This is a genomic window from Streptomyces sp. NPDC001980, from assembly GCF_040296885.1.
GTDB lineage: Bacteria > Actinomycetota > Actinomycetes > Streptomycetales > Streptomycetaceae > Streptomyces.
Map to the genome: position 1 here is coordinate 25,445 of NZ_JBEOYD010000017.1, position 25,334 is coordinate 50,778.

General features: G+C 72.2%; 24 protein-coding genes and 2 tRNA genes. 10 read left to right on the plus strand and 16 right to left on the minus strand.

Features of this window, described 5'->3' with window-relative positions; all coding sequences use genetic code 11:
- Window positions 1-46 precede the first annotated feature (46 nt).
- The 5 genes from ABT137_RS25385 (at window position 47) to ABT137_RS25405 (ending at window position 5,316) form a co-directional block, all read left to right on the plus strand.
- On the plus strand, window positions 47-1,177 hold the full coding sequence (locus ABT137_RS25385; protein WP_351712640.1) for an SPFH domain-containing protein: 1,131 nt from the start codon (window positions 47-49) through the stop codon (window positions 1,175-1,177).
- 115 nt (window positions 1,178-1,292) lie between these two features.
- Window positions 1,293-1,898 (plus strand): lytic polysaccharide monooxygenase auxiliary activity family 9 protein, encoded by a 606-nt coding sequence (locus tag ABT137_RS25390; RefSeq protein ID WP_351712642.1) that lies wholly within the window; start codon window positions 1,293-1,295, stop codon window positions 1,896-1,898.
- Window positions 1,899-2,027: 129 nt separating this feature from the next.
- Entirely contained in the window at window positions 2,028-2,501 is a 474-nt protein-coding gene (locus ABT137_RS25395; protein ID WP_351712644.1) for a DUF3592 domain-containing protein, read from the plus strand.
- A gap of 141 nt (window positions 2,502-2,642) precedes the next feature.
- A complete protein-coding gene (locus ABT137_RS25400; protein WP_351712646.1) occupies window positions 2,643-4,301 on the plus strand; it encodes an AMP-binding protein in 1,659 nt (552 codons plus the stop codon).
- A gap of 58 nt (window positions 4,302-4,359) precedes the next feature.
- Window positions 4,360-5,316, plus strand: coding sequence for a DUF4331 family protein (locus tag ABT137_RS25405; protein WP_351712648.1), 957 nt, complete (start codon window positions 4,360-4,362; stop codon window positions 5,314-5,316).
- A 70-nt stretch (window positions 5,317-5,386) separates the two neighbouring features.
- Here ABT137_RS25405 and ABT137_RS25410 read toward each other — a convergent pair.
- The 6 genes from ABT137_RS25410 to ehuB all read right to left on the minus strand — a co-directional run bounded on the left by ABT137_RS25410 (window position 5,387) and on the right by ehuB (window position 9,668).
- A tRNA-Lys gene (locus ABT137_RS25410) sits at window positions 5,387-5,460 on the minus strand.
- 110 nt (window positions 5,461-5,570) lie between these two features.
- The gene (locus ABT137_RS25415) at window positions 5,571-6,329 is read right to left on the minus strand and encodes an IclR family transcriptional regulator (protein WP_351712650.1); all 759 of its coding nucleotides are present in this window, start codon (window positions 6,327-6,329) and stop codon (window positions 5,571-5,573) included.
- A gap of 268 nt (window positions 6,330-6,597) precedes the next feature.
- A complete protein-coding gene (ehuA, locus tag ABT137_RS25420; protein ID WP_351712652.1) occupies window positions 6,598-7,380 on the minus strand; it encodes an ectoine/hydroxyectoine ABC transporter ATP-binding protein EhuA in 783 nt (260 codons plus the stop codon).
- Window positions 7,370-8,020 (minus strand): ectoine/hydroxyectoine ABC transporter permease subunit EhuD, encoded by a 651-nt coding sequence (gene ehuD, locus ABT137_RS25425; RefSeq protein WP_351712654.1) that lies wholly within the window; start codon window positions 8,018-8,020, stop codon window positions 7,370-7,372. Before ehuD ends, ehuA begins: the two co-directional genes overlap by 11 nt.
- Window positions 8,017-8,733, minus strand: a complete 717-nt coding sequence (gene ehuC, locus ABT137_RS25430) for an ectoine/hydroxyectoine ABC transporter permease subunit EhuC (protein WP_351712656.1) — start codon at window positions 8,731-8,733, stop codon at window positions 8,017-8,019. Before ehuC ends, ehuD begins: the two co-directional genes overlap by 4 nt.
- Window positions 8,730-9,668 carry an ectoine/hydroxyectoine ABC transporter substrate-binding protein EhuB gene (gene ehuB / locus ABT137_RS25435; protein ID WP_351712658.1) on the minus strand — a complete coding sequence of 313 codons (939 nt, stop codon included), beginning with the start codon at window positions 9,666-9,668 and terminating at the stop codon, window positions 8,730-8,732. The genes ehuC and ehuB overlap by 4 nt, the downstream gene beginning before the upstream one ends.
- Before the next feature lie 47 nt (window positions 9,669-9,715).
- Here ehuB and ABT137_RS25440 point away from each other — a divergent pair, with 47 nt between their 5' ends.
- The gene (locus ABT137_RS25440; protein ID WP_351712660.1) at window positions 9,716-10,210 is read left to right on the plus strand and encodes a DUF3830 family protein; all 495 of its coding nucleotides are present in this window, start codon (window positions 9,716-9,718) and stop codon (window positions 10,208-10,210) included.
- Between the two features lie 34 nt (window positions 10,211-10,244).
- Here the strand turns inward: ABT137_RS25440 and ABT137_RS25445 are convergent, their stop codons facing one another.
- Window positions 10,245-11,669 carry an amidase gene (locus tag ABT137_RS25445; RefSeq protein ID WP_351712662.1) on the minus strand — a complete coding sequence of 475 codons (1,425 nt, stop codon included), beginning with the start codon at window positions 11,667-11,669 and terminating at the stop codon, window positions 10,245-10,247.
- Window positions 11,670-11,686: 17 nt separating this feature from the next.
- Entirely contained in the window at window positions 11,687-12,640 is a 954-nt protein-coding gene (locus ABT137_RS25450; protein WP_351712665.1) for a D-2-hydroxyacid dehydrogenase, read from the minus strand.
- Window positions 12,641-12,800: 160 nt separating this feature from the next.
- Between ABT137_RS25450 and ABT137_RS25455 the strand changes: the two genes are divergently transcribed.
- The 3 genes from ABT137_RS25455 (at window position 12,801) to ABT137_RS25465 (ending at window position 15,566) form a co-directional block, all read left to right on the plus strand.
- Entirely contained in the window at window positions 12,801-13,601 is an 801-nt protein-coding gene (locus ABT137_RS25455) for a maleate cis-trans isomerase family protein (protein WP_351712667.1), read from the plus strand.
- On the plus strand, window positions 13,598-14,329 hold the full coding sequence (locus tag ABT137_RS25460; RefSeq protein ID WP_351712669.1) for a maleate cis-trans isomerase family protein: 732 nt from the start codon (window positions 13,598-13,600) through the stop codon (window positions 14,327-14,329). The genes ABT137_RS25455 and ABT137_RS25460 overlap by 4 nt, the downstream gene beginning before the upstream one ends.
- Window positions 14,330-14,468: 139 nt before the next feature.
- Window positions 14,469-15,566 carry an LLM class flavin-dependent oxidoreductase gene (locus tag ABT137_RS25465; protein WP_351712671.1) on the plus strand — a complete coding sequence of 366 codons (1,098 nt, stop codon included), beginning with the start codon at window positions 14,469-14,471 and terminating at the stop codon, window positions 15,564-15,566.
- Here ABT137_RS25465 and ABT137_RS25470 read toward each other — a convergent pair.
- Window positions 15,536-17,389 carry a putative bifunctional diguanylate cyclase/phosphodiesterase gene (locus ABT137_RS25470; protein ID WP_351712673.1) on the minus strand — a complete coding sequence of 618 codons (1,854 nt, stop codon included), beginning with the start codon at window positions 17,387-17,389 and terminating at the stop codon, window positions 15,536-15,538. The genes ABT137_RS25465 and ABT137_RS25470 overlap by 31 nt on opposite strands.
- Window positions 17,390-17,760: 371 nt before the next feature.
- Between ABT137_RS25470 and ABT137_RS25475 the strand changes: the two genes are divergently transcribed.
- The gene (locus ABT137_RS25475) at window positions 17,761-18,975 is read left to right on the plus strand and encodes a M6 family metalloprotease domain-containing protein (protein ID WP_351712960.1); all 1,215 of its coding nucleotides are present in this window, start codon (window positions 17,761-17,763) and stop codon (window positions 18,973-18,975) included.
- A gap of 63 nt (window positions 18,976-19,038) precedes the next feature.
- Here ABT137_RS25475 and ABT137_RS25480 read toward each other — a convergent pair.
- The 7 genes from ABT137_RS25480 to ABT137_RS25510 form a co-directional block, all read right to left on the minus strand.
- Window positions 19,039-19,112 (minus strand) — tRNA-Lys (locus ABT137_RS25480).
- Window positions 19,103-19,720 (minus strand): bifunctional DNA primase/polymerase, encoded by a 618-nt coding sequence (locus ABT137_RS25485; RefSeq protein ID WP_351712675.1) that lies wholly within the window; start codon window positions 19,718-19,720, stop codon window positions 19,103-19,105. The genes ABT137_RS25480 and ABT137_RS25485 overlap by 10 nt, the downstream gene beginning before the upstream one ends.
- A gap of 105 nt (window positions 19,721-19,825) precedes the next feature.
- Window positions 19,826-20,188, minus strand: a complete 363-nt coding sequence (locus ABT137_RS25490) for a DUF8844 domain-containing protein (RefSeq protein ID WP_351712677.1) — start codon at window positions 20,186-20,188, stop codon at window positions 19,826-19,828.
- Window positions 20,189-20,267: 79 nt separating this feature from the next.
- On the minus strand, window positions 20,268-21,605 hold the full coding sequence (locus tag ABT137_RS25495) for an AAA domain-containing protein (RefSeq protein ID WP_351712679.1): 1,338 nt from the start codon (window positions 21,603-21,605) through the stop codon (window positions 20,268-20,270).
- Entirely contained in the window at window positions 21,602-23,191 is a 1,590-nt protein-coding gene (locus tag ABT137_RS25500) for a hypothetical protein (RefSeq protein WP_351712681.1), read from the minus strand. Before ABT137_RS25500 ends, ABT137_RS25495 begins: the two co-directional genes overlap by 4 nt.
- Window positions 23,182-24,357 (minus strand): hypothetical protein, encoded by a 1,176-nt coding sequence (locus ABT137_RS25505; protein WP_351712683.1) that lies wholly within the window; start codon window positions 24,355-24,357, stop codon window positions 23,182-23,184. Before ABT137_RS25505 ends, ABT137_RS25500 begins: the two co-directional genes overlap by 10 nt.
- Complete coding sequence (locus ABT137_RS25510) at window positions 24,254-25,207, minus strand: phosphatase PAP2 family protein (RefSeq protein ID WP_351712685.1); 954 nt, start codon at window positions 25,205-25,207, stop codon at window positions 24,254-24,256. Before ABT137_RS25510 ends, ABT137_RS25505 begins: the two co-directional genes overlap by 104 nt.
- Window positions 25,208-25,334: the final 127 nt, after the last annotated feature.

The window sequence follows — 25,334 nt, forward strand, 5'->3', positions numbered from 1 at the left end:
CCCTGAGGGTCACCTGAAGCATCTGGCGCGGAGGCTGGAGGCAGGAATGAGTACGACTACCGAACACACCCCCGATTCGGACGGGCCCCCGGACGGCGGGCCGCCCACCCGCCCGACTCCCCGGCTGATCCAGAACGAGATCACCACCGAGATCCCCGTCCATCTGCTGTTCCGTGACGACCCCGACCCGGTGTCGGTGCCGCTGCGGCCCGCCGTGGTCGGCCGTCGGCAGGGCACCGGCGAGCAGCCCCGGCTGCGCCGCCCGCTCCCGGCCAAGCCGCGGCCGGCCGCCGCCGTCGACCCGGACCTGGTGGAGCGCCCGGCCCGGGTGCTGCCGGGCGCGGCCGGCGTGTGCGCGGGGCTCGGTGGGGTGGCCGGGGGGCTCACCACCTCCTGGTGGGCGGGGGTGCTGCCGCCGCTCGCGGCGCACGCGCTGCACCTGCCGGCGTACGGGGGCGCGGGGCTCGGCCCGGCGCAGTGGGCGGCGTACGCCGGGGCCGGTGCGCTCGGCCTTGTCGGTTTCGGGGGGCTCGCGCGCGGGACGACCGGGCGGGCCTGGGTGCTCGGCCTGTTCGGCCGCTACCGGGGGACGGTACGGCGCACCGGCCTGCTCTGGGTCAACCCGCTGCTGCTGCGCCGCCGGGTCGACGTCCGGCTGCGGCACTGGCGCAGCGAGGAGATGCCGGCGGCGGACGGCAACGGGGTCGCGCTCAGGGTCGTCGTCCTGGTGGTGTGGCGGGTGCGGGACACCGCGCGGGCGGCGCTCGGCGTCGAGGACCACGAGACGTATCTGCGCGAGTGCGTGGAGGCCGCGCTGGCCCGGGTGCCGGTGGAGCCGCCGGGCACCGCCCGGGGTTCGGTGGAGATGGCCACGGACGCGCTGACCCGGCTGGTCTCGGCGGACGCGGCGGGCATCGGCCTGGAGGTGTTCTCCGTGCAGCCGGTCCGGGTGGAGTACGCCCCCGAGGTCGCCGCGGCCATGCAGCGCCGCCGGATCGCCGCGCTCGACGCGCGGCAGCGGGCCACCATGCTCACCTCGGTCGTGGACTCGGTCGAGGACACGGTGACCCGGCTGACCATGCGCGGACTCGTCGAACTCGACGACTACGAACGCAAGGTGCTGGTGCGGGACCTGACGGTGGCGTTCTGTTCGGGGCGCACCGAGTCCGTGCCGTGACGGGGACGGGCACCCTTTTTGGTATGGACATGTTCAACAAGCGGCAATAATCTGGGACTTGGTCTAGACCTGCACGGCTCACCGAACCTCCCCCACGTTCACCAGGAGCGGCAGCATGCGTAAACGGACCAAGATATCGGCCGTCGTGATCGGCGTGGCGACCGCCGGAGCCTTCGCACTCTCCACCGGCGGCGCCAGCGGGCACGGCTACACCGACCTCCCCATCAGCCGGCAGAAGCTCTGCGCCAACGGCACGGTGACGAACTGCGGCGACATCCAGTACGAGCCGCAGAGCGTCGAGGGCCCGAAGGGCTTCCCGGCGGCCGGTCCCGCCGACGGCCAGATCTGCAACGGCGGGCTGAGCAGGTTCGCCCAGCTCAGCTCGCCGACCACGCCGTCGGGCGGCGCCTGGCCGACGACGAAGGTGACGGGCGGTCAGACGTACACGTTCCGCTGGCAGTTCACGGCGATGCACGCCACGACCGACTTCAAGTACTACGTCACCAAGCAGGGCTGGAACCAGAACCACGCCCTCGCCCGTTCGGACCTCAACACCACCCCGTTCCTCACCGTCCCCTACAACGGCCAGCGCCCGCCGGCCACCCTCAGCCACAGCGGCACCCTGCCGTCGGGGCTGAGCGGCCACCACGTGATCGTGGCGGTCTGGACGATCGCCGACACGACCAACGCGTTCTACGCCTGCTCGGACGTCACGTTCTGACCGGCATCGTTCGACAACCGGGTAACACCCGGCTGATCTGAGCTTCGCTTGAGGACCCGCCGCGGGCCGCGGGGGTACGTTCCCGCCACACCGGTCAATCGGACCGGTGTTCGGAGGCGGGGGACTCTCATGGGCCTGATGGAAGCGTTCTTCTACATCCTTCCCGGCATCTTCGTCGTCATCGGGGTTCTCGGGTTGGTCAAGACGCTGCGGCGGTCGAGCGAGATCAGCCGGACGTGGCGTCACGGGCGTACCGCCGAGGCGCGCTGTCTGCGGTCGTACACGAGGACCAGCGGCGGTGGCGGGGACACGTCCGTGACGACCACGCTGCACCATGTCTACGAGTTCACGACGGCCGAGGGGCGGGTGGTCCGCTTCGACGAGGCGAGCGGGCGGTCGACCGTGATCGAGGGCGACTTCGTGACGGTGTACTACCTGCCGGAGAACCCCGAGGGGGCGACGTCGCAGCCGCCCGCGCAGGGGAAGCTGGCCGTGGGGACCGGGTGCTCGGTGGCGTTCTTCGGGGTGTTCATCGGCTTCGCGCTGGCCTTCATGGGGGTGGCGCACTTCTTCTTTTCGGCGGCGGACAGTTTTGCGCCGTGAGTGCCGGGCGGGGTCGTGGCGCTCTGCGGGCCGGTGGGGGCTGGTCGCGCAGTTCCTCCCCCAGCCGAAGGCTGGGGGTACCCCCAGCGCCCCTGACGGGGCGCTCCACATCTGACGGAGTGTCAATTACTCTGCCTCCTCATGGACTCCGACAGGCGCACGATCGCTGAAGCCGTCGCCGCCCGATGGGGCGATCACCGGCCCGGGTTGTGGTTCGAGGAGCAGGTGCTGACGCACCACGAGGTGGCCGCCGGGGCTGCTGCTCGCGCGGCTCTGCTCGGGGATCTGCTGCCCGCCGGCGCCGTGCCCCACGTCGGTGTCCTGCTCGACAACACCCCGGAGTTCCCACTCTGGTTGGGGGCCGCCGCGCTCGCCGGAGCCGCTGTCGCGGGGGTGAATCCCACGCGGCGGGGGGCCGAGCTCGCCCGGGACATCCTGCACACCGAGTGCCCCGTGCTCGTCACCGAGCGGGCTCGGCTGCCGTTGCTCGCCGGGCTCGAACTGCCCGGCGTCCGCGTCCTCGTCACCGACGAACCGGAGTACGGCACTCTTCTCGCCCCTTACCTCGGCGCCTTTCCCGACGCCTCCCGGGCCGCCCCCGCCGACCGGATCCTGCTCTACTTCACCTCCGGCTCCACCGGGGCTCCGAAGGCCGCCCTCTGCTCGCAGGGGCGGCTCGCGGCGGCCGGGCGGTCGCTCGCCGGGCAGTTCGGGGTCCGCCCCGACGACGTGCACTACGTCTGCATGCCGATGTTCCACGGCAACGCCGTGATCGCCGACTGGGCGCCCGCGCTGGTGGCGGGCGCCGGGGTGGCGTTGCGGCGGCGGTTCTCGGCGTCGGGGTTCCTCGGCGACGTGCGGCGGTACCGGGCCACCTACTTCACCTATGTCGGCCGCGCGGTGCAGTACATACTCGCCACCGAGCAACGCCCCGACGACCGGGACAACCCGCTGCGGCTCGGGTTCGGGACGGAGGCCGGGGCCGTGGACGCGGCGGCCTTCGCGGAGCGGTTCGGGGTGCGGCTGGTCGAGGGGTACGGGTCCTCGGAGGGCGGGGCGGCGATCCAGTGGTCGCCGGGGACGCCGGCCGGGGCGGTGGGGCGGGCGGCGCCGGGGCTCGTCGTGCTCGACCAGGAGTCGGGGGAGGAGTGCCCGCCCGCCGTCTTCGACTCCGGGGGCCGGCTGCTGAACGGGGAGGCGGCGATAGGGGAGTTGGTGAACCGGGCGCCGAACCCGTTCGAGGGGTACTGGCGGAACGCGGCGGCGGAGGCCGAGCGGCGCAGGGGAGGGTGGTACTGGACCGGGGACCTCTTCTACCGGGACGGGGAGGGCTACCTGTACTTCGCGGGGCGTACCGACGACCGGATCCGGGTCGACGGGGAGAACCTGGCCGCCGCGATGATCGAGAACATCGTGGCCCGGTACGAGGGTGCCGAGGCCGTCGCCGTGTACGGGGTGCCGGACCCGGTGACCGGGGACCAGGTGATGGCGACGATCGCCGGCCGGTTCGAGCCGCTGGACTTCGCCGAGTTCCTGCTGGCCCAGCCCGACCTGGGGACGAAGATGGCGCCCCGGTTCGTGCGGGTGGTGGAGCGGATGCCGGTGACGGCGACCAACAAGATCCAGCGGGCGGCCCTGCGCAGGGAGGGTGTGCGGTGTGTCGACCCGGTGTGGTGGCGGCCGCCGGGGGAGCGGACCTACCGCAGGCTGACCGAGAAGGAGGCGGAAGCGTGGCGTCCGGCCCGGGGTGACGGCGAGCTGCCCGAAAGGCCGTTCATACGTGGACACTTGGGCAATTGACCCCGTGTTAACGTGCGCGAAAGTCGACCTGGACGGCTACCCGAGAGGAGCCATCGACATGGCACACCACGTCTCCGGCCTGGGCATCAGCCCCACGAGCATGGACCCCAGGAGTCACATCACCGACATCTACGTCTTCCAGAAGCCGGGTGATGCGGACCGGACGATCCTGGTGATGTGCATCAATCCGCACTCGCCGGTCACCGCTGACGCCGTCGACTCCGAGTCGGTCTACGAGTTCGGCGTGGACAACGACGCCGACGCGGTGAACGACGTCGCCCTCCGGGTGCGCTTCTCGCCGGTGGAGGCCGAATCGCAGACCGCCAGTGTGCAGCTGGCGACCGGTCGGGGTGCCGCGGCCGACGTCGAGGCCGGGGAGACGATCATCGCGGACGCCCCGGTCACCTTCGGTGCGAAGCCGGAGATCACCGCGGTCGGCGACTTCAGGTTCTTCGCCGGGCTCCGCAGCGACCCGTTCTTCGCCGACCCGATCGGGGCCGGGAACAACTTCCAGTGGACCGGCCAGGACTTCTTCGCCGACAAGAACGTGTTCGGCATCGTGCTGGAGATCCCGAACAGCGTGCTGGGCCCGGATCCGCAGGTCGGCGTCTGGGCCCGGGTCCTGGTTCCGCACGACGGCCGCCTGGTCCAGGGCGACCGGGCGGGACGGCCCGGGATCGACAACAACTTCAACCACAGCGACGACGACAAGCGGATATGGAACCAGCAGGAGCCGGTCAAGGACCGCGAGCTCTTCCTCGACAAGTTCGCGCACGTCCTTGAGCACGGCGGCTACTCCGCGGACCAGGCGGTCAGCCTCGCGGAGGGCCTGCTCCCCGACCTCGTGACGTACGACTGCACGAGCGCCGCGGGCTACCCGAACGGCCGCAACCTCACCGACGACGTCATCAACGAGGGGATCGCCCTGCTGACCAACGGCGCCGCGCCCCACGACGGGCTGCGTCCCCACGACGACCTCAGCTCCGACTTCCCCTTCCTGGGGGACCCGCACTAGGACGCACACGGCCCGGCATACGGCCCATAAAAAAATGACCTGGGGTGCTAAAACCCCAGGTCATCGAAGGTGCGCCGCCAGGGACTCGAACCCCGGACCCGCTGATTAAGAGTCAGCTGCTCTAACCAACTGAGCTAGCGGCGCATGACTCACGCCGACCGTCCGAATCGTCTCTCGACTGCTTCGCCCGGCTGGCGACGTAGAAAATACTACCTGGTCCGGCGGGGTGCTTCCGACCACCGCCGGGGCCGGGCCTAGATGGCGAGGGACAGCAGCAGCGGGGCCGCGCCGCGGTTCAGGGTGTCGGCGGCCTGGCGGAGCCGGTGGGCGTGCTCGACCGGCAGGGAGAGTGCCAGGCAGCCCACGGCCGAACCGGCGGTGATCGGGACCGCCGCGCACACCGTGCCGATCGCGTACTCCTGGAGGTCCAGGACGGGGACCGTCGGCGGCTGCGCCTCCAGGCGGGAGAGCAGCAGCTTGTCGCTGGTGATGGTGCGCGAGGTGAGGCGGGCCATCTTGTGCCGGGAGAGGTGGTCGCGGCGGGCGTTGTGGTCGAGCTGGGTGAGCAGGCTCTTGCCGATCGCGGTGGCGTGCGCGGAGGAGCGGAAGTCCACCCACTCGTTGACCGCGGGGGTGGTCGGGCCGGCGGCGTACTGGCCGATCCGCACCTCGCCGTCGACGTACCGGCTGAGGTAGACGGCAGCGCCGAGCGAGTCGCGCAGCCGGTCGAGGGTCTGCTGGAGCTGCTCGCCGAGGGCCTGCTCCCGCTCGTGCGCGGAGCCGAGGCGGCGCAGGGTCTCGCCGGTCACGTACGCGCCGTCGGTGACCTGCTCGACGTAGCCCTCGCGGCGCAGCATCCGCAGCAGCGCGGTCAGCCGCTCGGGGCCCAGGCCGGTCCTGCGGGCCAGTTCGGTGTCGGTGACGCCGGTGGCGTGCCCCGCCACCGTCTCCAGGACGCGAAGGGCGTCCTGGGCGGAGTGGTACGGGGCGGTCGGCTCGTGCATCAGCGCCACGGTGGTCCCCCTGTGCTCGCTCGGCGATACTGCTTCGGCAGCACTGCTTGGGCCGCGATCCGGTCAGCGGATCCTCTCCACGATAACGGGCAAGCACCGGAAACGGAGGGGGTGTTGGCGAGATTCCGGCGCTCCCAACTGCGGAAAAGGCCCCCTGGCATATGCCAGCGGAATGACCCGACCGCCGGACCTCGGGTGATCGAGCGTTCACTTCCTGTACTCATGGCACGGTGCGGGGAAACTTTTACGGCACCGGCGGTGGAAATATCTACAGCACCGCGCTGAGGAACTCCCGGGTCCGCTCGTGCTCCGGCTCGCCGAAGATCCGCTCCGGCGGACCCGCCTCGATGATCCGGCCCGAGTCGAACATCAGGACCTGGTCGGAGATGTCCCGGGCGAAGTTCATCTCGTGGGTCACGCAGAGCATGGTGATGTCGGTGGTGCGGGCGATGTCCCTGAGCAGGTCGAGGACGCCCGCGACCAGCTCAGGGTCGAGCGCCGAGGTCACCTCGTCGAGGAGCAGCACCTTCGGCCGCATGGCCAGCGCCCGGGCGATCGCCACCCGCTGCTGCTGGCCGCCGGAGAGCTGGGTCGGCCTGGCGTCGCACTTGTCGGCGAGGCCCACCAGGTCGAGCAGCTCCCGGGCGCGCGCCTCCGCCTCGTCCCTGGGCAGGCCGAGCACGGTCACCGGGGCCTCGGTGAGGTTGCGCAGCACGCTCATGTTCGGGAACAGGTTGAACTGCTGGAACACCATCCCGATCTGCTTGCGGACCTCCCGCAGCTCCTTCTCGGAGGCCGGGAAGAGCCGCTGCCCGTCGACGGTGATGGTGCCGGTGTCCGGCTTGGTCAGGGTCATCAGCAGCCGCAGGATCGTGGTCTTGCCGGAGCCGGACGGCCCGATCAGGGTGACGTGCCGGCCCGTCTGCACGGTGAGGTCGAGCCCGTCGAGGACGGTGTTGTCCCCGAACCGCTTGGTCACCCCCTCCAGGCGGATCAGCTCGGTGGCGGCGGTACCGGTGGTACTCGGCTGCTTGCTGGTGTCAACGGACAAGGCGACGCTCCAGGGTGCGCAGGAGAAGGGAGGCGAGGTAGGAGATGACGATGAAGGCGACGCCGATCACCGTCACCGGCTCGGTGAACTGGAAGTGCTGCTGGGAGAAGAGCCGGGCCTGCCCGAGCATCTCCAGCACGGTGATCGACATCAGGATCGGCGTGTCCTTGAGCATCGAGATCACGTAGTTGCCTAGCGGCGGCACCACCCGGCGCACCGCCTGCGGCAGGATGACCGCGAGCCAGGTCCGCCGCGCCGGCAGACTGAGCGCCGTGGCGGCCTCCCACTGCCCGACCGGTACCGCCTCGATTCCGGCCCGGTAGACCTGCATGGTGTACGTCGAGTAGTGCAGGCCGATCGCGAAGACCCCGGTGGCCAGCGCGGAGAACGTCAGCCCCCACTCGGGCAGCACGTAGAAGAGGAAGAACAGCTGCACCAGCAGCGGGGTGTTGCGCACGAACTCGGTCACCACCCCGACCGGCCAGCGCACCCACCGCGTGGGCGTCCGCATCAGCAGCGTCCACACCAGCCCCAGCGAGAACGAGATCAGCGAACCGAGCGCCAGCGCCTCCAGGGTGACCCACAGGCCGTCCCAGAAGTGCGGCATGAACTCGCGTACGGCACTCCAGTCCCACGTCACGCGACACCACCGACCCCGGTCGTCTCCCTGCGCTTCACCGCACGCGCCTCACGTTCGTTCCCCGGGTCCTTGCCGATGCCGGCCTTCAGCCGCTTCTCCAGACCGCGCATCAGCCGGGTGATCACGAACGCGATCACGAAGTAGATGAGCAGCAGGTACGTGTAGATGTGCGCGCTCTCCTGCAAGGCCAGCCGCACCAGGTTCCCGCTGAAGGCGAGGTCGCCCATGCCGGTGATCGACACCAGCGCGGTGCCCTTGAGCAGTTCCACGAGCAGGTTGCAGTAGGAGGGGATCATCTCCGGCACCGCCTGCGGCAGCAGGATCAGCCGCAGCCGCTGCCAGGGCGTGAAGCTGAGCGCGATCCCGCCCTCCTTCTGCGCCGGGTCGACCGCGCCCAGCGCCCCGCGCACGATCTCCGAGCCGTACGCGCCGTACGTCAGGCCGAGCGCGAGCGTCCCCGCCCACATCGGCACCAGCTGCCAGCCGAAGGCGACCGGCAGCACGAAGAACACCCAGAAGATCATCACCAGCGCCGAGGTGCCGCGGAACACCTCCGTGTAGAGACCGGCGAGGAACCGGACGATCCAGAGCCGGTGGGTGCGCGCCACACCCACCACCAGCGCCACGGCCGTCATCAACAGCCCGCTGAGCACCAGCAGTTGAACAGTGGTCCAGACCCCCTTGAGTACGAGGTCCCACAGTCCCGAGGTCATCCGCTCTTCCCTCCCCCGCACAGCTCCTTCGCCGTCAGGTCGGTCATCTCGGCCTCGGTGAAGCCGAACGGCCGCAGGATCCGGAAGAGCTCGCCGCTCTTCTTCAGCTTGCGCAGCTCCACGTTGAAGGCGTCCCGCAGCCTCGTCTCCGCCGACCGGAACGCGAACGCGCCCCCGTCCACGTGCGGTTTCCCGTCCACGAGCGGCGCGAAGGCCTTGGTCGCCTCCGCCTTCGCCGACTTCTCGACCACCGCACGGGTGGTGAGCGCCGTACCGGCGAACACGTCGACGCGCCCCGCCTCCACGGCGTTCAGCCCGGCGACCTGGTCGGGAACGATCAGGATGTCGCTCTCCTTGTACCCGGCGTCGACGGCGTACTGGATCTCCGCATAGCCCGTGCCCGTCGCGAACTTCGCCTTCTTCGCGACGACGTCCTTGTAGTCGTGCAGCGCCTTGGGATTCCCCTTGCGCACGATGAACGAGTCGAGCATCTGGTAGTCGGGATCCGCGAAGATCACCTGCTCGCAGCGCTCCGGATTGACGTACATCCCGGCGGCCACGACGTCGAACTGCTGCGAGTTCAGCCCGGGTATCAGCGAACCGAACTCGGTCGGCACCGGCTGCACCCTGTCCACTCCGAGCCGCTTGAAGATCGCCTTCGCCAGCTCCGGCGCCTCTCCGGTCAGGTGCCCGTCCTTGTCGATGTACCCGAAGGGGATCTCACCGGCGATGCCGAGCCGTACGACACCCTGGGCGCGCAGCCGTTGCAGCAGGTCACCGCCGTCGGTGCCGGCCGCGGTGGCCACGCGCGTGCAACCGGCGGCGCCCAGCGCGCCGACGGCGCCGACCGCGGCGGCACCCGCGAGCACGGCCCGCCGACTGTGTCTGGATTCGTACCCTGATGTGTCTGATTCGTTCCCGTGTGGTGGAGCCATGGCGGCGCGGCTACCCGACCCCAACCGACTTATGCACCATGGAAGGCATGACCGAACGATTCATCGAAATCTCGCTGGTCAGCCGCGGTGTCACCGCCAGGGCCAGGCTCCTGGACGACCGCGCACCCGTCACCTGCGCCGCCGTCTGGGGCGCCCTGCCGCTGTCCGGCGACGTCTACCACGCCAAGTACGCCCGCAACGAGATCTACGCACTTTTCCCGCCGTTCGCCCCGACGGAACCGCCCCTGGAGAACCCGACGGTCACGCCCATCCCCGGCGACCTCTGCTACTTCTCCTTCGCCGGCACGGAGTTGGGCACCAGGGCCTACGGCTATGACCGCGAGGTGCGCGCCGGTACGACGGTGGTCGACCTGGCCCTCTTCTACGAGCGCAACAACCTGCTGCTCAACGGGGATGTGGGGTGGGTGCCCGGGATCGTGTGGGGCCAGGTGGTGGAGGGTCTGCCGGAGCTGGCCGAGGCCTGCAACGACCTGTGGCGCAACGGGGCGGCGGGGGAGCGGCTGGCGTTCCGGGCCACGTGAAGCCGCACTCTTTTGTTGTTCCGCCGCAACGGAGCTAAGCCACGGCGGCGTTGCCGGGCGGTGCCGAAGCCACCCCCGCCTCGTACAGCGCGTGGGCCGTCCGCAGGACCAGGTCGTCGCGGTGGCGGGCGGCCACGAGCTGGAGCCCCACCGGCAGGCCGGCGGCGTCCGTCCCGACCGGGACCGTCGCCGCCGGCTGCCGGGTCAGGTTGAACGGGTAGGTGAACGGGGTCCAGCCCGTCCAGCGCCGGTGTCCCGAGGCCTTCGGCACCTCCAGCCCCGCCTCGAACGCCGTGCGGGGCAGGGTGGGGGTGACGAGGAGGTCGTACGACTCGTGGAAGCGGCCCATCCGACGGCCCAGGTCCATCCGGACGTCCACCGCGGCGAGGTAGTCCAGCGCGGACAGGCGGGCGCCGGTCCCGCAGATCTCCCGCAGCCCCGGGTCGAGTGACGTCCGCTGCTCGGGGGAGAGCCGCTGCGTCACCCGGGCGGCACCGGCGAACCACAGCGCGTGGAAGGCCTCCACCGGGTCGCTGAAGTCGGGGTCGGTCTCCTCGACGTAGGCCCCGAGTTCCGCCAGCCCCGTCACCGCCCGCCGTACCGCCGCCGCGACCGCCGGACGTACCGCGACCTGGCCGCCGAGCGTCGGCGAGAAGGCCACCCGGAGGCCGCGGACGCCTCCGGTCAGGCCCGCCGCGAAGGAGCCCGGGGCGGGGCCGAGGGCGGACCAGTCGCGGGCGTCCGGGGCCCCGATCACGTCCAGCATCAGTGCCGCGTCGGCCGCGTCCCGGGTCATCGGACCCACGTGGGACAGCGTGCCGAAGGCGCTCGCGGGGTAGAGGGGGACGCGGCCGTACGTCGGTTTGAGGCCGAAGATCCCGCAGAACGCGGCCGGGATGCGCACGCTGCCGCCGCCGTCCGTGCCGAGGGAGAGCGGCCCGGCCCCCAGAGCCACCGCCGCCGCGCTGCCGCCGCTCGAACCGCCCGCGGTGCGCGAGGGGTCGTACGGGTTGCGGGTGATCCCGGAGAGCGGCGAGTCGGTCACCCCCTTCCAGCCGAACTCGGGGGTGGTCGTCTTCCCGACGAACACCGCGCCGTGCTCGCGCAGCCGGGCGACGGACGGTGCGTCCTCGCCCCAACTCCCGGTCTCCTGGACCGTCTTGGAGCCGCGCAGGGTCGGGTGGCCGCGCATCAGGAGGATGTCCTTGACGGTCACCGGCACGCCGTCGAGCAGGCCCTGCGGCTCGCCCCGCCGCCACCGTTCCTCCGACGCCCGCGCCTGCGCCAGCGCGTCCTCCTCGGTGAGCCGGACGAAGGCGTTGACCTCCGCCTGGATCCGCGCCGCCCGGTCCAGGACCGCCCTCACCGCCTCCACCGGGCCGAACTCGCCCTTGCGATAGCCGTCGAGGAGCTGCCGGGCGGTGAAGCCGGTGAGATCGGTGCGGTCGGTGAGCTTCATGGGCCCCTCCCGAAGGGTCAGTGACCTGGCACGTATCCGCGCTTCTTGTCGACCACGTTCAGCAGAGATCTGCCCGCCGCCCACCGCTCGTACAACTCCACGAACTGAACGCCCAGTGCGTCCCGCCAGCCGACCGTGTCCCCGCTCATGTGGGGGGAGACCAGCAGGCCCGGCACGTTCCACAACGGGCTGTCGGCGGGCAGCGGCTCGGTCGTGAAGACGTCCAGGGCCGCGGCGGCGATCCAGCGCCGGGTCAGCGCCCGGACCAGGGCCTCCTCGTCGACCAGCTGGCCCCGGCCGACGTTGATGAAACAGGCCGAGGGCTGCATCACGCCGAAGCGGTGCGCGTCGAACATGCCGTACGTCTGCTCGGTCAGCGGGGCGGCCACGATCACCCAGTCCGCGCGGGACATCAGCCGGTCCAGGTCGTCCGGGCCGTGGATGCCGGTACGCGGGACCCGGCCGACCAGGGCGGTGGTGACGCCGAGCGCCTTGAGGGTGCGGACGATCGCCCGGCCGATCGGCCCGGTGCCGACCACGCACGCGCGGGTGCCGGCCACCCGGCGCGCCTCGCGGTGCCGCCAGGTCCGCTCCCGCTGGAGGTCGAGGGTCCGCGGCAGGTCCTTGGCGAGGGCCAGCACCAGCGCGGCCACGTACTCGGCGATGGGCGCGTCGAAGACCCCGCGCGCGTTGGTGACGACCGTGTCGGACGCGGCCAGCTCCGGGCACATCAGATGGTCGACGCCCGCGCTCGCCGTGTGCACCCAGCCCGGCCGGGGCCCCTCGCCCGGCCAGGCCTCGCGGACGGCGGGCGAGGCGAAGTCCCAGACCAGGAGGACGTCCGCCGCCGGCAGCCGGGCCGCGAGGCCCGCCGCGTCCGTGTGCACGATCCGGGCGCGGCCGGTGAGCCGGCCCAGCCGCGGGGGCGGGTCGGCGTCGAGGACCAGCAGAGTGGGCACGGGCGGTGTCATTCGGGGTGGTCTCCCGGTGTCCGACAGCGTCTGACATGGGCGGACGGAACGTCTCGGATGCGCGGATTGACCACGCTCGCACCCGAACCTACCTTCGTCAACACGGGCGTATCCGTCGACCGTTGCCCCTCGATCTCCAGCGTGAGGCCGGTGACTTCCCATGGACGTCTCCTTTCTGGGCGGACCTCGTCCCCAGCGCGGCGTCGGCGTCGTGGCGCCCTTCGACTTCGCGCTCGACCGCGAGCTGTGGCGCTGGGTGCCGGACGACGTCTCCCTGCACCTGACCAGGACACCGTTCGTGCCGGTCGAGGTCAGCCTTGACCTGGCCCGGCTGGTCAGCGAGCACGAGACCCTCGGCGAGGCGGTACGGGCGCTGACCGCGGTCGCGCCCGAGGTCGTCGCCTACGCCTGCACCTCCGGCAGCTTCGTCGGCGGCATCGCGGGCGAGCGCGCGATGTGCGAGGCGATGGCCCGCTCCGGCGCGGTGCCGGCCCTCACCACCTCCGGGGCGCTCCTGGACGCGCTGACCGAGCTGGGCGTACGACGCCTGGCGCTGGTCACGCCGTACACCGTCTCGGTGACCCGGGTCCTGGAGGAGTACGTCGCGGAGGCGGGCGTCCGGGTCGCCGGCTGCGCGTTCATGGGGCTGACCCGGCACATCTGGCAGGTGCCGTACCGGGACGTGGTGGCCATGGCCCGGCAGGCGGTACGGCCCGGGGCCGCCGACGCCCTGTTCATCTCCTGCACCAACCTCCCCACCTACGACGTCATCCCCCAGCTGGAGGCCGAGCTGCGGATCCCCGTCCTGTCGGCCAACCAGGTCACGATGTGGGCGGCGCTGCGCAGGCTGGGTACCCGAGCGGTGGGCCCTTATCAGGCGCTGATCCGCCACCTGGACGAACCGGCGGCGGCGCGTGAATGGCCCGTACTGCCGGAAGAACAGCAGGAAGGGTGGACATGACAGCGCTCGGACTCCTCTACCCGGGGCACTCCGCGGAGGACGACTACCCCCGTATCGAACAGCTCCTCGGCAGCGACATCCGGGTGGACGTCGTCCACACCGACATCGGCGAGGACGCGCACCGGGTGGACGCGTTGCGCGAGATGGGGGCCGAGGAACGGCTGGCCGCCGGGGTGGCCGAGCTGCGGCTCGCGGGCGCGGACGCGGTGGTGTGGGCGTGCACCAGCGGCAGCTTCGTGTACGGCTGGGAGGGCGCCCAGCAGCAGGTCCGCGCGCTCGCCCGGGCGGCCGGGATGCCGGCGTCGTCCACGTCGTTCGCCTTCGTGCACGCGGCACGGGAGCTCGGGGTACGGCGGGTGGCGGTCGGCGCGACCTACCCCGACGACGTGGCGTCCCTCTTCGCCGACTTCCTGCGGGCCGGGGGCCTGGAGGTGACCGGCGTGCGGTCCTCGGGGATCGTGACGGCGGCGGAGGTGGGGACGTGGGGGGAGGAGGAGGTGCTCACCCTCGCGCGGGCGGCCGACGTCTCCGGTGCGGAGGCGGTGCTCCTTCCGGACACGGCACTGCACACGGCGGCGCACGTGTGCCTGCTGGAGAAGGCGCTGTCGAAGCCGGTGCTCACCGCGAACCAGGTGACCGTCTGGGAGGGGTTGAGGCTGGCGGACCGCCGAGTGAACGCTCCCGCACTGGGCGCCCTGTTCACCCGCGAACCCATCGTCCAGGTCTGACGGCGCCGCCGTACCAGGGGGCTCCGCCCACCCACCACCCGACTCGGTGGCTACACAGGTGCCCGCACGGAATAAACGGAGACCTCCTCCTGTTACCCGCTCTTACAAGCTCACGGCCGTAAATCAGGAGGCTCTCACCGTGTCGGACGACGAGATTCGGGGCATCACGCACGGGACCGCCCCCGTCCCCCTCTCCGTACTGGACCTGGTGACCGTCGGCACCGGCAGTACCGCCACCGACGCCCTGCGCACCAGCGCCTCGCTCGCGCGGCTCACCGAGGCGCGCGGGTTCCACCGGTACTGGGTCGCGGAACACCACTCGATGCCCGGCGTGGCCTCCTCCTCGCCCGCCGTGATCCTCGCGAACCTCGCCGCCCACACCGAGCGGATCCGGCTCGGGTCGGGCGGCGTCATGCTGCCCAACCACGCCCCGCTCGTGATCGCCGAGCAGTTCGGCACGCTGGAGGCACTGGCGCCGGGCAGGGTCGACCTGGGGCTCGGGCGGGCGCCGGGCACCGACGGGGCCACCGCCGCCGCGCTGCGCCGGACCCAGACCCTCAACGAGGGCGCCGACGACTTCCCGCAGCAGCTCGCCGAGCTGACCCGGTTCCTGGACGACGACTTCCCGGACGGGCATCCGTACCGGCGGATCCATGCCATCCCCGGGCCGATCCAGAGCACCACCCCCGGCGGTGTGCAGTCGCCGCACCGGCCGCCGGTCTGGCTGCTCGGCTCCTCCGGCTTCAGCGCCCGGCTCGCCGGCATGCTCGGGCTGCCGTTCGCCTTCGCGCACCACTTCTCCGCGCAGAACACCGTCCCGGCCCTCGACCTGTACCGCGAGTCCTTCAGCCCGTCCGCCGTCCTCGACGAGCCCTACGCCCTCATCGGCGTCTCCGTCCTCGCCGTGGACGAGGAGCGCGAGGCACAGCGGCAGGTGCGGGCCGGTGCGGTGAACATGCTGCGGCTGCGCACCGGGCGGCCCGGTCTGTTCCCCGACCCCGACGACGTCGAGAAGCACGAGTTCTCCCCGATGGAGGAGGAGTTCGTGCACTCCTGGACCGCCAACATCGTGCACGGCACCGCCGACGAGGTCCGCGCCGGCCTCGACGACCTGCAGAAGCGCACTGGCGCCGACGAGCTGATGCTCACCACGCACGCCCACCGCGGCGAGCTGCGCCTGCGCTCCTACGAACTGGTCGCCGACGCCTACGGTTTGCCGACCGGGGTGTCCGCGTAGGTCCGGGTGTCCAGCAGCTCGGAGATACGATCCGGCGCCACCGGCCGGGAGTAGAGCCACCCCTGGCCGGTGTCGCAGCCGATGTGGCGCAGGCGGGAGGCCTGCGCCGAGGTCTCGACGCACTCGGCGGTGACGGTGAGGCCGAGGCGGTGGGCCAGCTGGATCATCGCCTCGACGACGACCTCGTCGGCCGGGTTCGGGCGGTCGCCCGGGTCGTCGTACTGGAAGCCCCGGACGAAGGAACCGTCCAGTTTGAGGACGGAGACCGGGAGCCGGCTGAGGTAGGCGAGGTTCGAGTAGCCGGTGCCGAAGTCGTCGATGGCGATGCGGACGCCCATGTCGCTGAGGGCCTGGAGGGCCTGGAGCGGGCGGCCCGCCGAGCCCATGACCGCCGACTCCGTCAGCTCCAGCTGGAGCAGGTGCGGGGCCAGGCCGGTCTCGGCCAGGGTCTCCGCCACGTCCGCGACCAGGTCGGAGTCCCAGACCTGGCGGACGGCCACGTTCACACTGACGAAGATCGGCGGCTCGCCGGGGTGGTCCAGCTGCCAGCGGCGGGCCTGTCGGCAGGCCGTGGTCAGGGCCCAGCGGCCGAGCGGGACGATCGAGCCGTCCTCCTCCGCCAATCCGATGAACCGATTCGGCGTTAGTGTGCCGAACTCCGGATGGTGCCAGCGCACCAGCGCCTCGACCCCGCTGAGCCGGCCGTCCCCCATGCCCACCAGCGGCTGGTACTCGAGCACGAACTCGCCGCGTTCGATGGCCGGGCGGAGGGTGGAGGAGAGCGCCTGCCGGGTCACCAGGTGGGCGTTGCGCTCCGGGTCGAAGAGCGTCCAGCGGGACTTGCCGTCGGCCTTCGCCCAGTAGAGCGTCGTGTCGGCGGCCTGCATCAGGCCGGTCGCGGAGGTGCCGGCGGCGTGCCGCTCCACCACCCCGATCGACGCCGACAGCGACAGCCGCTGGCCGGCCAGGTCGAACGGTGCCTGGAGGGCCGCGAGGGCGGACTCCGCGAGGTCGGCCAACTGCTCCGTGCCCGTCGAGTCCTCGACCAGCAGGGCGAACTCGTCCCCGCCGAGCCGGGCCACCAGCGGCGCGCCGGCCCGGGCGAAGCCGGCCTCGTCGGCGACCCGCGTCAGCCGCTCGGCGACGGCGGCCAGCAGCCGGTCGCCGACCCGGTGGCCGAGCGTGTCGTTGACCGCCTTGAAGCCGTCGAGGTCCAGGTAGCACAGGCCGATCCGGCCGGTGCCGCTCTGCTCGTACGACTCCGCCTCCAGCGCCGCCGACAGCCGCTCGAAGAACAGCGTCCGGTTGGGCAGCCGGGTCACCGGGTCGTGCATCTGCAAGTGCCGCAGCCGGGCCTGGAGTTCGCGCCGGTCGCTGATGTCGGAGACCGAGATCAGCACGCCCGGCGCGTTCCGGGCCAGCGGGGCGATGGTGACCTGGGCCCAGACCGAGTGCCCGTCGGGGTGCTTCAGCCGGCGAGTGCAGCGCAGCTTGGCCTGCCGGCCGCGCAGTACCTCGAGGTAGGCGTGCCAGGTACGGGCGTCGGAGGCCAGGTCCACCAGGTCCGCGGCGATCCGCCCGGGCAGCCCGGCCTGATCGGCGCCGATCAGGGTGGCGAACGCCTCGTTGGCGGCGGTGACCAGCCCTTCGCGGTCGACCACGGCCATGGGCAGCGCGGCGGCCGCGAAGGCGTGTTCGTATGTCGTCGGTTCTGTCTTCTCGTCTGTCTTCTCGTACGACTTCCGGTAGGTATTGTCACTCTCTGTGACGGCGGACCGGTCGAGGTCTGCCGCGGGCGTCGGCCCTTCGGACGTTCCGCTCACCGCTCGCTCCCGCAGTGCACTCGATCTCTGTCCGTGCAGGAAAGTGTGCCGATCATAGAGGCTGGCCCGAGGGCCTTCCAGCCACTGTCCAGTGTCCCCGATGAACCGGTGTTTCTGACAGATCGTTTCTGCCCGCACCTGGACGGGTTCTTGGGGCGCCCGACCACTTGTGACGTTCCGTTAGCGTCCCGGGGTGTCGGCCGTTCGGGTCTGCCCGTGGTGAGCAGGTGGCTCCTCACCCTTCTGGTGCAGATAAACAGGTCATAAGGTGACAAACTCACAGAGGCTGGGTGCGGTGTCCCGCGAACCGCCCCGGAGGTCCTTCCGTGCCGCGTCTCCTGCTGCGCAGTTCCGCCGCCGTGTTCACCACGATGTCGGCGCTCGTCGCAACGACGATCCTGACCGGGCCGTCGTCCGCCGAGCCGTTCTCCACGGCCCCCTGCGCCCTGCACCGCACCGACGCGCACCACTCCGAGGGCGTCGACACCTGGAACCCCGACTACACCCGCCCCACCCATCCGCTTTCGGCCGTGATGGTGTTCCTCTCCTTCCCGGACTCGGCCCCGCAGACATCGCCCGCGGAGCTCGCCGCCGACCACTTCCCGGCCACCAGCCGCTACTACGAGCAGGCCTCCTACGGGAAGTTCACCATCCGCCCGCACCCGCTGACCCACTGGCTGCGGATGCCCCGGCCCTCGGTCCAGTACGGGATAAGACGCGACTGGAGCGTCCCGCTGCGGGCCGCCTACCTGCGGGACGCGTTCGCGGCGGCCGATCCCGAGGTCGACTTCTCGCGCTACGACGTCGTGTACCTCGTGGCCGATCCGGACGCGCCCGGCGTCGACTCCGACGCCACGAAGGTGGTCAACCTCGACACCCCGGTGCACGTGGACGGCACCGACGTCCGCCGGGTCGTCACGGTCTTCGAGAAGCACCCGCCGGACCGGCTGGTTCTCGCCCATGAGACCGGGCACGTCTTCGACCTCCCCGACCTCTACCACCGCCCGGTGGACGGCAAGGGCGACTGGGACACGTACGTCGGCGACTGGGATCTGATGGGCAGCCAGTTCGGGCTCTCCCCGGATCTCTTCGCCTGGCACAAGTGGAAGCTCGGATGGCTGGATCCGCGCCAGGTGGTGTGCGTCCGGGGGACCGCGCCGACCCGGCTGACCCTGGAACCGCTCGCCGCCGGGCCGGGCGTGCCCGCGCAGGGTGCCGCGGGCGCCCCGGCTTTCGGGCTCGGCGACGGCACCAAGCTGGCGGTGGTGCGCACCGGGCCCGACACCGTGCTGGCCTTCGAGGCGCGCGGCACGTCCGGCAACGACAGCGCGGCCTGCCGGCAGGGCATCCTCGTCTACCGGGTCCGCGACGAGACGGCCTCCGGCAGCGGCCCGATCGAGGTGATCGACGCCCATCCGCGCACCGAGGCCTGCTGGGAGAACTCGGTCTACCCGCCGTTGGCCGACGCCCCGGTCGCCCTCGGCGAGAGCTTCACCGTGCCGGGGGACGGCGTACGGGTGGCGGTGGAGGGGCGGACGGAGTCCGGCGCCTGGAACGTGAAGATCACACCGGCGAAGCCGGACTGAACCCTGCCGACGCAAAGGCGAAGGGCCAAGCTCACAGGAGCTTGGCCCTTCGCCTACTTCGCGTGCGCCGCCAGGGACTCGAACCCCGGACCCGCTGATTAAGAGTCAGCTGCTCTAACCAACTGAGCTAGCGGCGCCTGCTGACGTCGTAGACCTTAGCATCCTGATCGGCGGGAGGAAAAATCGATATGCGGACGGTCGACCGGGCCGCGCGGACGGCCGCCCAGAGCAGGATCTCCGGGCCCGGAAGCCACGGGTGCCGGGTGTCCGGGGCGACCAGCCAGCGGGTGCCGGCCGGGGCGGGGGAGGGGCCGGCGCCCGGCGCCGGGACGGTCACCGCGTCGCCGGTGCCGTGGCACAGCAGCGGCGGTACGGCCTCGCCGCGGCCGCCCCACTCCTCCCAGCCCAGCAGCGACGGCAGCCGGGCGGCGGTGCCGGGGGCGGCGAACAGGAGCATCCGGCCCCGGAACACCGCGACCGGCCCGGAGCCCGGCCCCTCGTCCCACAGCCGGTCCAGCATGCGGCGGCCGAAGATCGCCGGGGTGTTCACCACGTCGAACACGGTCCCGCAGGGCAGGACGACCGGGGCGTCCGGCCGCTCCTCCCAGAACGCGAGGGTGCTCCGCGGATACGTTCCTGCGGAGGCCAGCCAGGCGGCCCCGTCGGAGGTGACCCCGGCTGCGTCGCCGAGGTCACCGAGGGCACCGGAGTCACCGGGAAAGGTCTCGTACGGTGTGCGGCTCATGGGGAATTGATACCCCTCGTGAACGCCCGCTCGCCGTCAGTTGCGGGAAACCCGGACAGGACCGAACGGAGAGGCGTATCTTGCCCACCCGGCATATGCCATCCGCTAGATCTGCTCGGGCCCCTGCCCTTCCCTCCCCCTCAGCAGATCCCGGCCGAACTCGACCATCTTCTTCGCGTAGTCCTCGGTCCACTCGGCCCGCTCGGCGATGTCGGCCGGGGTCAGACGGTCGAAGCGGCGCGGGTCGGCGAGCTGGGCCGCGGCCACGGCCTGGAACTCCACCGCCCGGTCGGTGGCCACCCGGAACGCCTGGGCCAGCTCCGTCGCACGGGTCAGCAGCACCCCGGGGTCGTCGATCGACTCCAGGCCGAAAAAGTGCTCGGGGTCGGCGACCGCTTCCACAGGCTCGAAGAGCAGGGGCGCGGGGCGTAGCCGCGGTTCGTTCCGACGCGGCGTGGGCTCCGCCATGTCTGGTCCTCCTCGTACGGTGTCGATGACTGAGGTCCGATGACCACCGTCCATTGTCCCGCGCCCGCGCAAGGGGACCCTAAGGCCGATAGCTGACTCTGTGCTCGGCCAGATGCGCCAGCACCGCGTGGTTCGCCTCCCAGCCGTCCGGGAACTTCACGAGGGTTCCCAGCTGGACCGGTTCCGTCGACGGGTAGTCGTCCAGGAGGTCGGTCACGCCGGCGCGGCAGATCATGATGCAGGCGTGGCGGTGGCGGGAGGCGAGGACGCAGAGGCGGCCCGTCTCCAGGTGGAAGGCGGTGGCGTCCGGGCGGCCGGAGAGCGGGTGGAGGACGACTGTCACGTCGTACTCCCGGCCCTGGAGGCGGTTCGCGGTGTCGACGGTGACGTCCGCCGCGCCCAGCTCCGCCAGGGCCGCGCGGACGGCCGCCGCCTGGTCCCGGTGGGCGGTGCCGACGGCGATCCGGTCGGCGGTGAGGGGGGCGGGGTCGGGGGAGCGCTCGGAGCGGGTCGCGCCGCCGCGGTCGAGCAGCCGCCGTACCACCGTCGCCACCGCACGGACGGCCTCCGGGTCGGTGCGCGGGGTGTGCCGGGCGGGCAGTTCCAGCAGGCCCCAGCCGGACTCCGCCGCCTCGTCGATGACCCGGTCGGGGCCGGAGCCGTCGGCGGGGACGGCGAAGGCGAGGCGCCGGTCGCCGTGGCCGGTGCCGCTGCGGAAGGGGGTGTACGGGTAGAACGCGCCGGAGACGAGGGGCGCGGCCGACGCCGGCAGGCGCCAGGAGACCGGGAGACGGTGCTGGGGCAGGCCCGGGTTGTGGGCGAGGAGGGTGGAGACGGCGGAGGCCGACGGGTCGTACGACAGGCCCGCCCACTGCTCGCTGCCCACGATCGCGAACGGGTCCAGCTGGCCGGGGTCGCCCACGAACAGTGCCCGTTCGAACAGGCCGGCGACGGCGAGCAGCGAGTCCGACCGCATCTGGTACGCCTCGTCGACGATCGCGTGCCGCCAGGGCTCGTCCACCTTCACGTGCGCCCACTTCGCGGCGGTGGACAGCACGACCTGCGCCTCCCTGAGGTCGGCCGCCTTCGCCGACTTGCGGACGCTCGGCAGGTCGTCCAGCGCCTTGTCGTACGGGTCGGCGTCACTGCTGTGCAGGCGGCCTACGGGCAGCTCCGGGTTCTTCTCGGCGAGCCTGAGGACCAGGTCGTCGACCTGCGCGTTCGTCTGCGCGACCACCATCAGCGGGCGGCCCGCGTCCGCGAGTTCCAGCGCGGCCCGGACCACCAGCGTGGACTTGCCGGCGCCCGGCGGGGAGTCCACGACCACGCCCCGGTCGGTGCCGTGCAGGGTGTCGTGCAGGATCGCGGCGGTGGCCTGCGCGGCGGCCGTTCCGGGATCGAAGTCCGTGGTCGTCACAGGATGTCCTCCGGCGTCGCGGTGTCGGCCGCCTCGGGTGCCGCCTCGCCCGGCGGGCCGCCGTGCGTCCACGGGGTGTCCTCCGGGTCGGGCAGCTTGGCGCCGCCGCGCTGCTCGTGTTCGAACAGGGTGAAGACGAGCCGGTCGCCCTTCTCGGGGACCGATCCGGGTTCGGGTTCCTTGCCGCGGCCCATCTTGTCCAGGACGCGCAGCACCAGGACCCCCTCCGCCTCGTACCCCACGAACTCCGTCGACTGCGGCTTGCCGCCCAGTGAGCGGTAGGCCTTGGCGCGCTCGCCCAGCTGCGGCCGGTCCTCCGTGCGCACGGTCACCAGCGGGCGCGGGCTGGGCCGCTTGCCCTCGCTGTACGCCATGACCACGTCGAGGACCTCCCCGGCGAACGCCTCCCCGGACAGCCGCCGCCCCGCCATCACCAGCGGGTCGTCGAGCGCCTCCTGGGCTTCCAGCCGGGCCTGCTCGCGCTCGCGCGTGGCCAGCTTGTTGGCGGCGGTGACCGCGTCGTCGCGGCGCGGCTGCGGGGGTTCGCCGGCCAGCACCCGGTCCCGGTGACCGGTGAACGACCAGCGGTCGCGCGTCCACCGCTCCTCGGTCCGGGCGCCCTCCGGCAGCCCGCGCAGCAGGTCCAGGCCCTGCCAGACCGCGTCCCAGGTGGGCCGGGTACGGCTCTCGACCAGGGCGCGGATCTCCCGCTCGGCGGCGGTGAGGATCATCAGCCGGTCGTCGGCCTGGAGACCGTCCTCGGCCTCGGCGAGGGCGGTGCGGGCCCGGTCGTAGCGCTCGAAGGCGGGGGCCAGCAGCCTGTTGTCGAAGGCCGGGTCGGTGGCGGGGCCGGCCGGCGGACACAGCAACTGCCCGTCGCCGTCCCGCGCCAGCTCGGCCACCCGCGCGGCCGCCGCGCCCGTGCTCTCCTCGGGCGGGGCGATCCAGGCGAGCAGCGCGCCCAGGTGCTGGTCCTCGATGCCGGACTGGCCGGTCGCCCAGTGCCGGGACAGCAGGTCCGTCATGGCGAGGAGCAGGGAGGAGCCGGGGACCCGGGCACGCTCGCCGAAGTGGGTGAGCCAGCGGCCCAGCAGCGGCACCCGGGGCGGCGCCGGGTAGGGCGCCTCCGGGTCCTGCTCCGCCGTGCGCCGGAACCGCGTCGACCGCCCCAGCAGCCGTACGTACTCGATGCCCGCGCGGCCCGGGACGATCAACTGGGGTGCGTCCGCGCACAGTTCCACCTCGACCTTGACCCGCTTGCCGGTCTCCGGGTCGGTCTCGGTGCGCTCGGCCGCCTCGACGCTGTCGGCGTAGGAGTCGAGGTGGGGCAGGACGATGTCGGCGAGCTCGGCGAGGAACGCGAACCGCAGGTCGCGGTCGCGCGGCTGGGGTACGACCAGCAGGCGCGGGGCGTCCCGGTCGGTGCCGACCAGGGCGCCGAGCGGGGCACCGGCCTCACCGGCGGTGGTGAGCGGCACGAAGACCAGCGGGCGGTCGGAGAGGTGCCGGTGGCGGACCGTCGCGGCGGGTTGCGCGGTGCCCGAGCTCACGGCTTCCAGGCGGGCGAGGGTGGTGATCAGGGACACACGGCCCCCTGAAGAGCCTCCGCCCGCAGGGCCGCCGCCCGGCGCAGGGCCGCCACCGCCGGGTCGGACGGGTCGCCGCTCTCGCCGCGCGCCGCCGACAGCACGTCCTGGACGGTGGCCAGCCCGCCCAGCTCGGCGCGGGCCGCGCGGCCCAGCGCGGTCACCTCGTCGGCCGCCCGGGCACGCTGCCGGCAGTGGAAGGCCAGCTCGCAGGCGGACAGGCACTCGGGCGCGTACGTCGCGGGGACGGCGTCCACGGCCGCCGTGAGCTGCTCCGCCGGCAGGTCCGGGGCGAAACAGGTGCCCTCGGGAAGGGCGTCGGCGATGTCCTGGACGCGGGTGAGCCGGGCCAGCTGGCGGGCGGTGACCGCACGCTGCCTGCGGACGTCCACGGCGGCGGCGGTCGGCAGGTTGGCGAAGTCCTTGGGGCAGACGAGCAGCACGTCGTGGCGCACGCGCGGGGCCGGGGTGAGCCGGGCCGCGACCTCCTCCAGGGCCAGCACGTACACCGCGGCCTGCCGGGCGGCCGCGCCCACCTTCGCCGGGTCGGCGGAACCGTCCAGCATCGGGAAGGACTTGATCTCCACGACCGTCCAGCTGCCGTCCGGGTGCACGACCACCGCGTCCGGCTCCAGGAACGCGGGGGAACCGGCCACCTCCAGGGCCAGCATCGGATGGTCGAACAGCGCCCAGCCGCCTGCCTCGACGGCCTCGCGCAGCGCCAGCGCCGTACGGGCCGTACGCCCCTCGGGCCCGCTCGCGGACAGGTCCGGCACGGCGGCCCCCTCGGCGGGCTCGGCGCCCGGGTCGAGGTGGGTGCGCACCAGCCGCAGCAACTCGGCGCCGCCGTCCGCCTTCACCTTCGCCTCGAAGGCGTTGCCCCGGGTCAGCGCGAACTGCGACTGGCCGAAGGCCGACGGCGAGCCGAGGGCGCCCGCCAGCGCGGTCTTGTCCACCCCGGCGCCGTCCAGGATCGCCCGCCGCCTGCACCCCGGGTTCGCGGCGAGCGCCGCGAGGGCACGCGCGTCGAGGGCCTTGGCCGGGACGGCGGGGCCGCGCAGCTCAGCGAGCCGGTGCCGGAGCGCCGTCCCCCGCGTCTGTGGGGGAAGCGTCCGGTTCGGCTGCGGCGGCGAGCCGGGACTCGCGCTGCGAAGGAATTCGCTCACCCGCCGAAGTCTGGCATCCGCCACTGACAATCGGGGAGCCTGCGCCGTGCGAGCGCGCTGCGACGAGGGAGCCGCCCGGGGTGAGCCGCACCCTGACGAGATCCGCGACCCGCATCACGTACGGCGCCAGCAGGTAGCCCACGCCCATCACGAACACGCCCGCGACCGCGTCCAGGAAGTAGTGGTTGGCGGTGCCCATCACGACGATCGCGGTCAGCAGCGGGTAGGCCACGCCGAGCACCTTGGTCACGCGGTTGCCGCCGTAACGCCACAGCATCACCCCGCACCACAGCGCCCAGCCGCAGTGCAGGCTCGGCATCGCCGCGTACTGGTTGGTCATGCCGCCGAGGCCCCGCGGGGCGCTGGCGTCGCCGCCCCACCAGCCGTACGAGCTGTACTGGGCCATCGTGTCGACGAACCCGTACTTCACGTCCAGCAGCCGGGGTGGGCAGGTAGGCAGCAGGGTGAAGCCGATCAGGCCGATGAACGTGGACGTCATCAGCCAGGTGCGGGCCCGCCGGTAGACCTCGGCGCGCTTGCGGAACAGGAAGACCAGGATCGCCGGGGTCACCAGGTAGTGCAGCGAGGCGTACCAGAAGTCCGCCGGTATGCCGAGCCACGCCTCCCGCGTGAACAGGCGGTTGAGCGGGTGCTCGGCGTTGAGGTGCAGGGCCTTCTCGATGCGCAGGACCGCCAGGCCGTGGTCGACGGCGGTGCCCGTGGCCCCGCGCGCGAGCAGGCGGCCGGCCGTGTAGCAGCCGTACACCAGGAGTATCAGCGGCAGCTCGGTCCACCAGCGCAGCCGGGTTCGCGCAGCCACCTCGGTGCCCGGTTTCTCGGTCTGCGGCATCCGACTGCCTCCCCCTTCTCGTCCCTGTCCGCGCGGCTCCCGGCGGGCCGACCGTGACACTTTACGTTGCGCGTATTCCCGCCCATGCGGGGCGCTCAGCACTCAAAGACGCTGAGAGCGCGCGCCG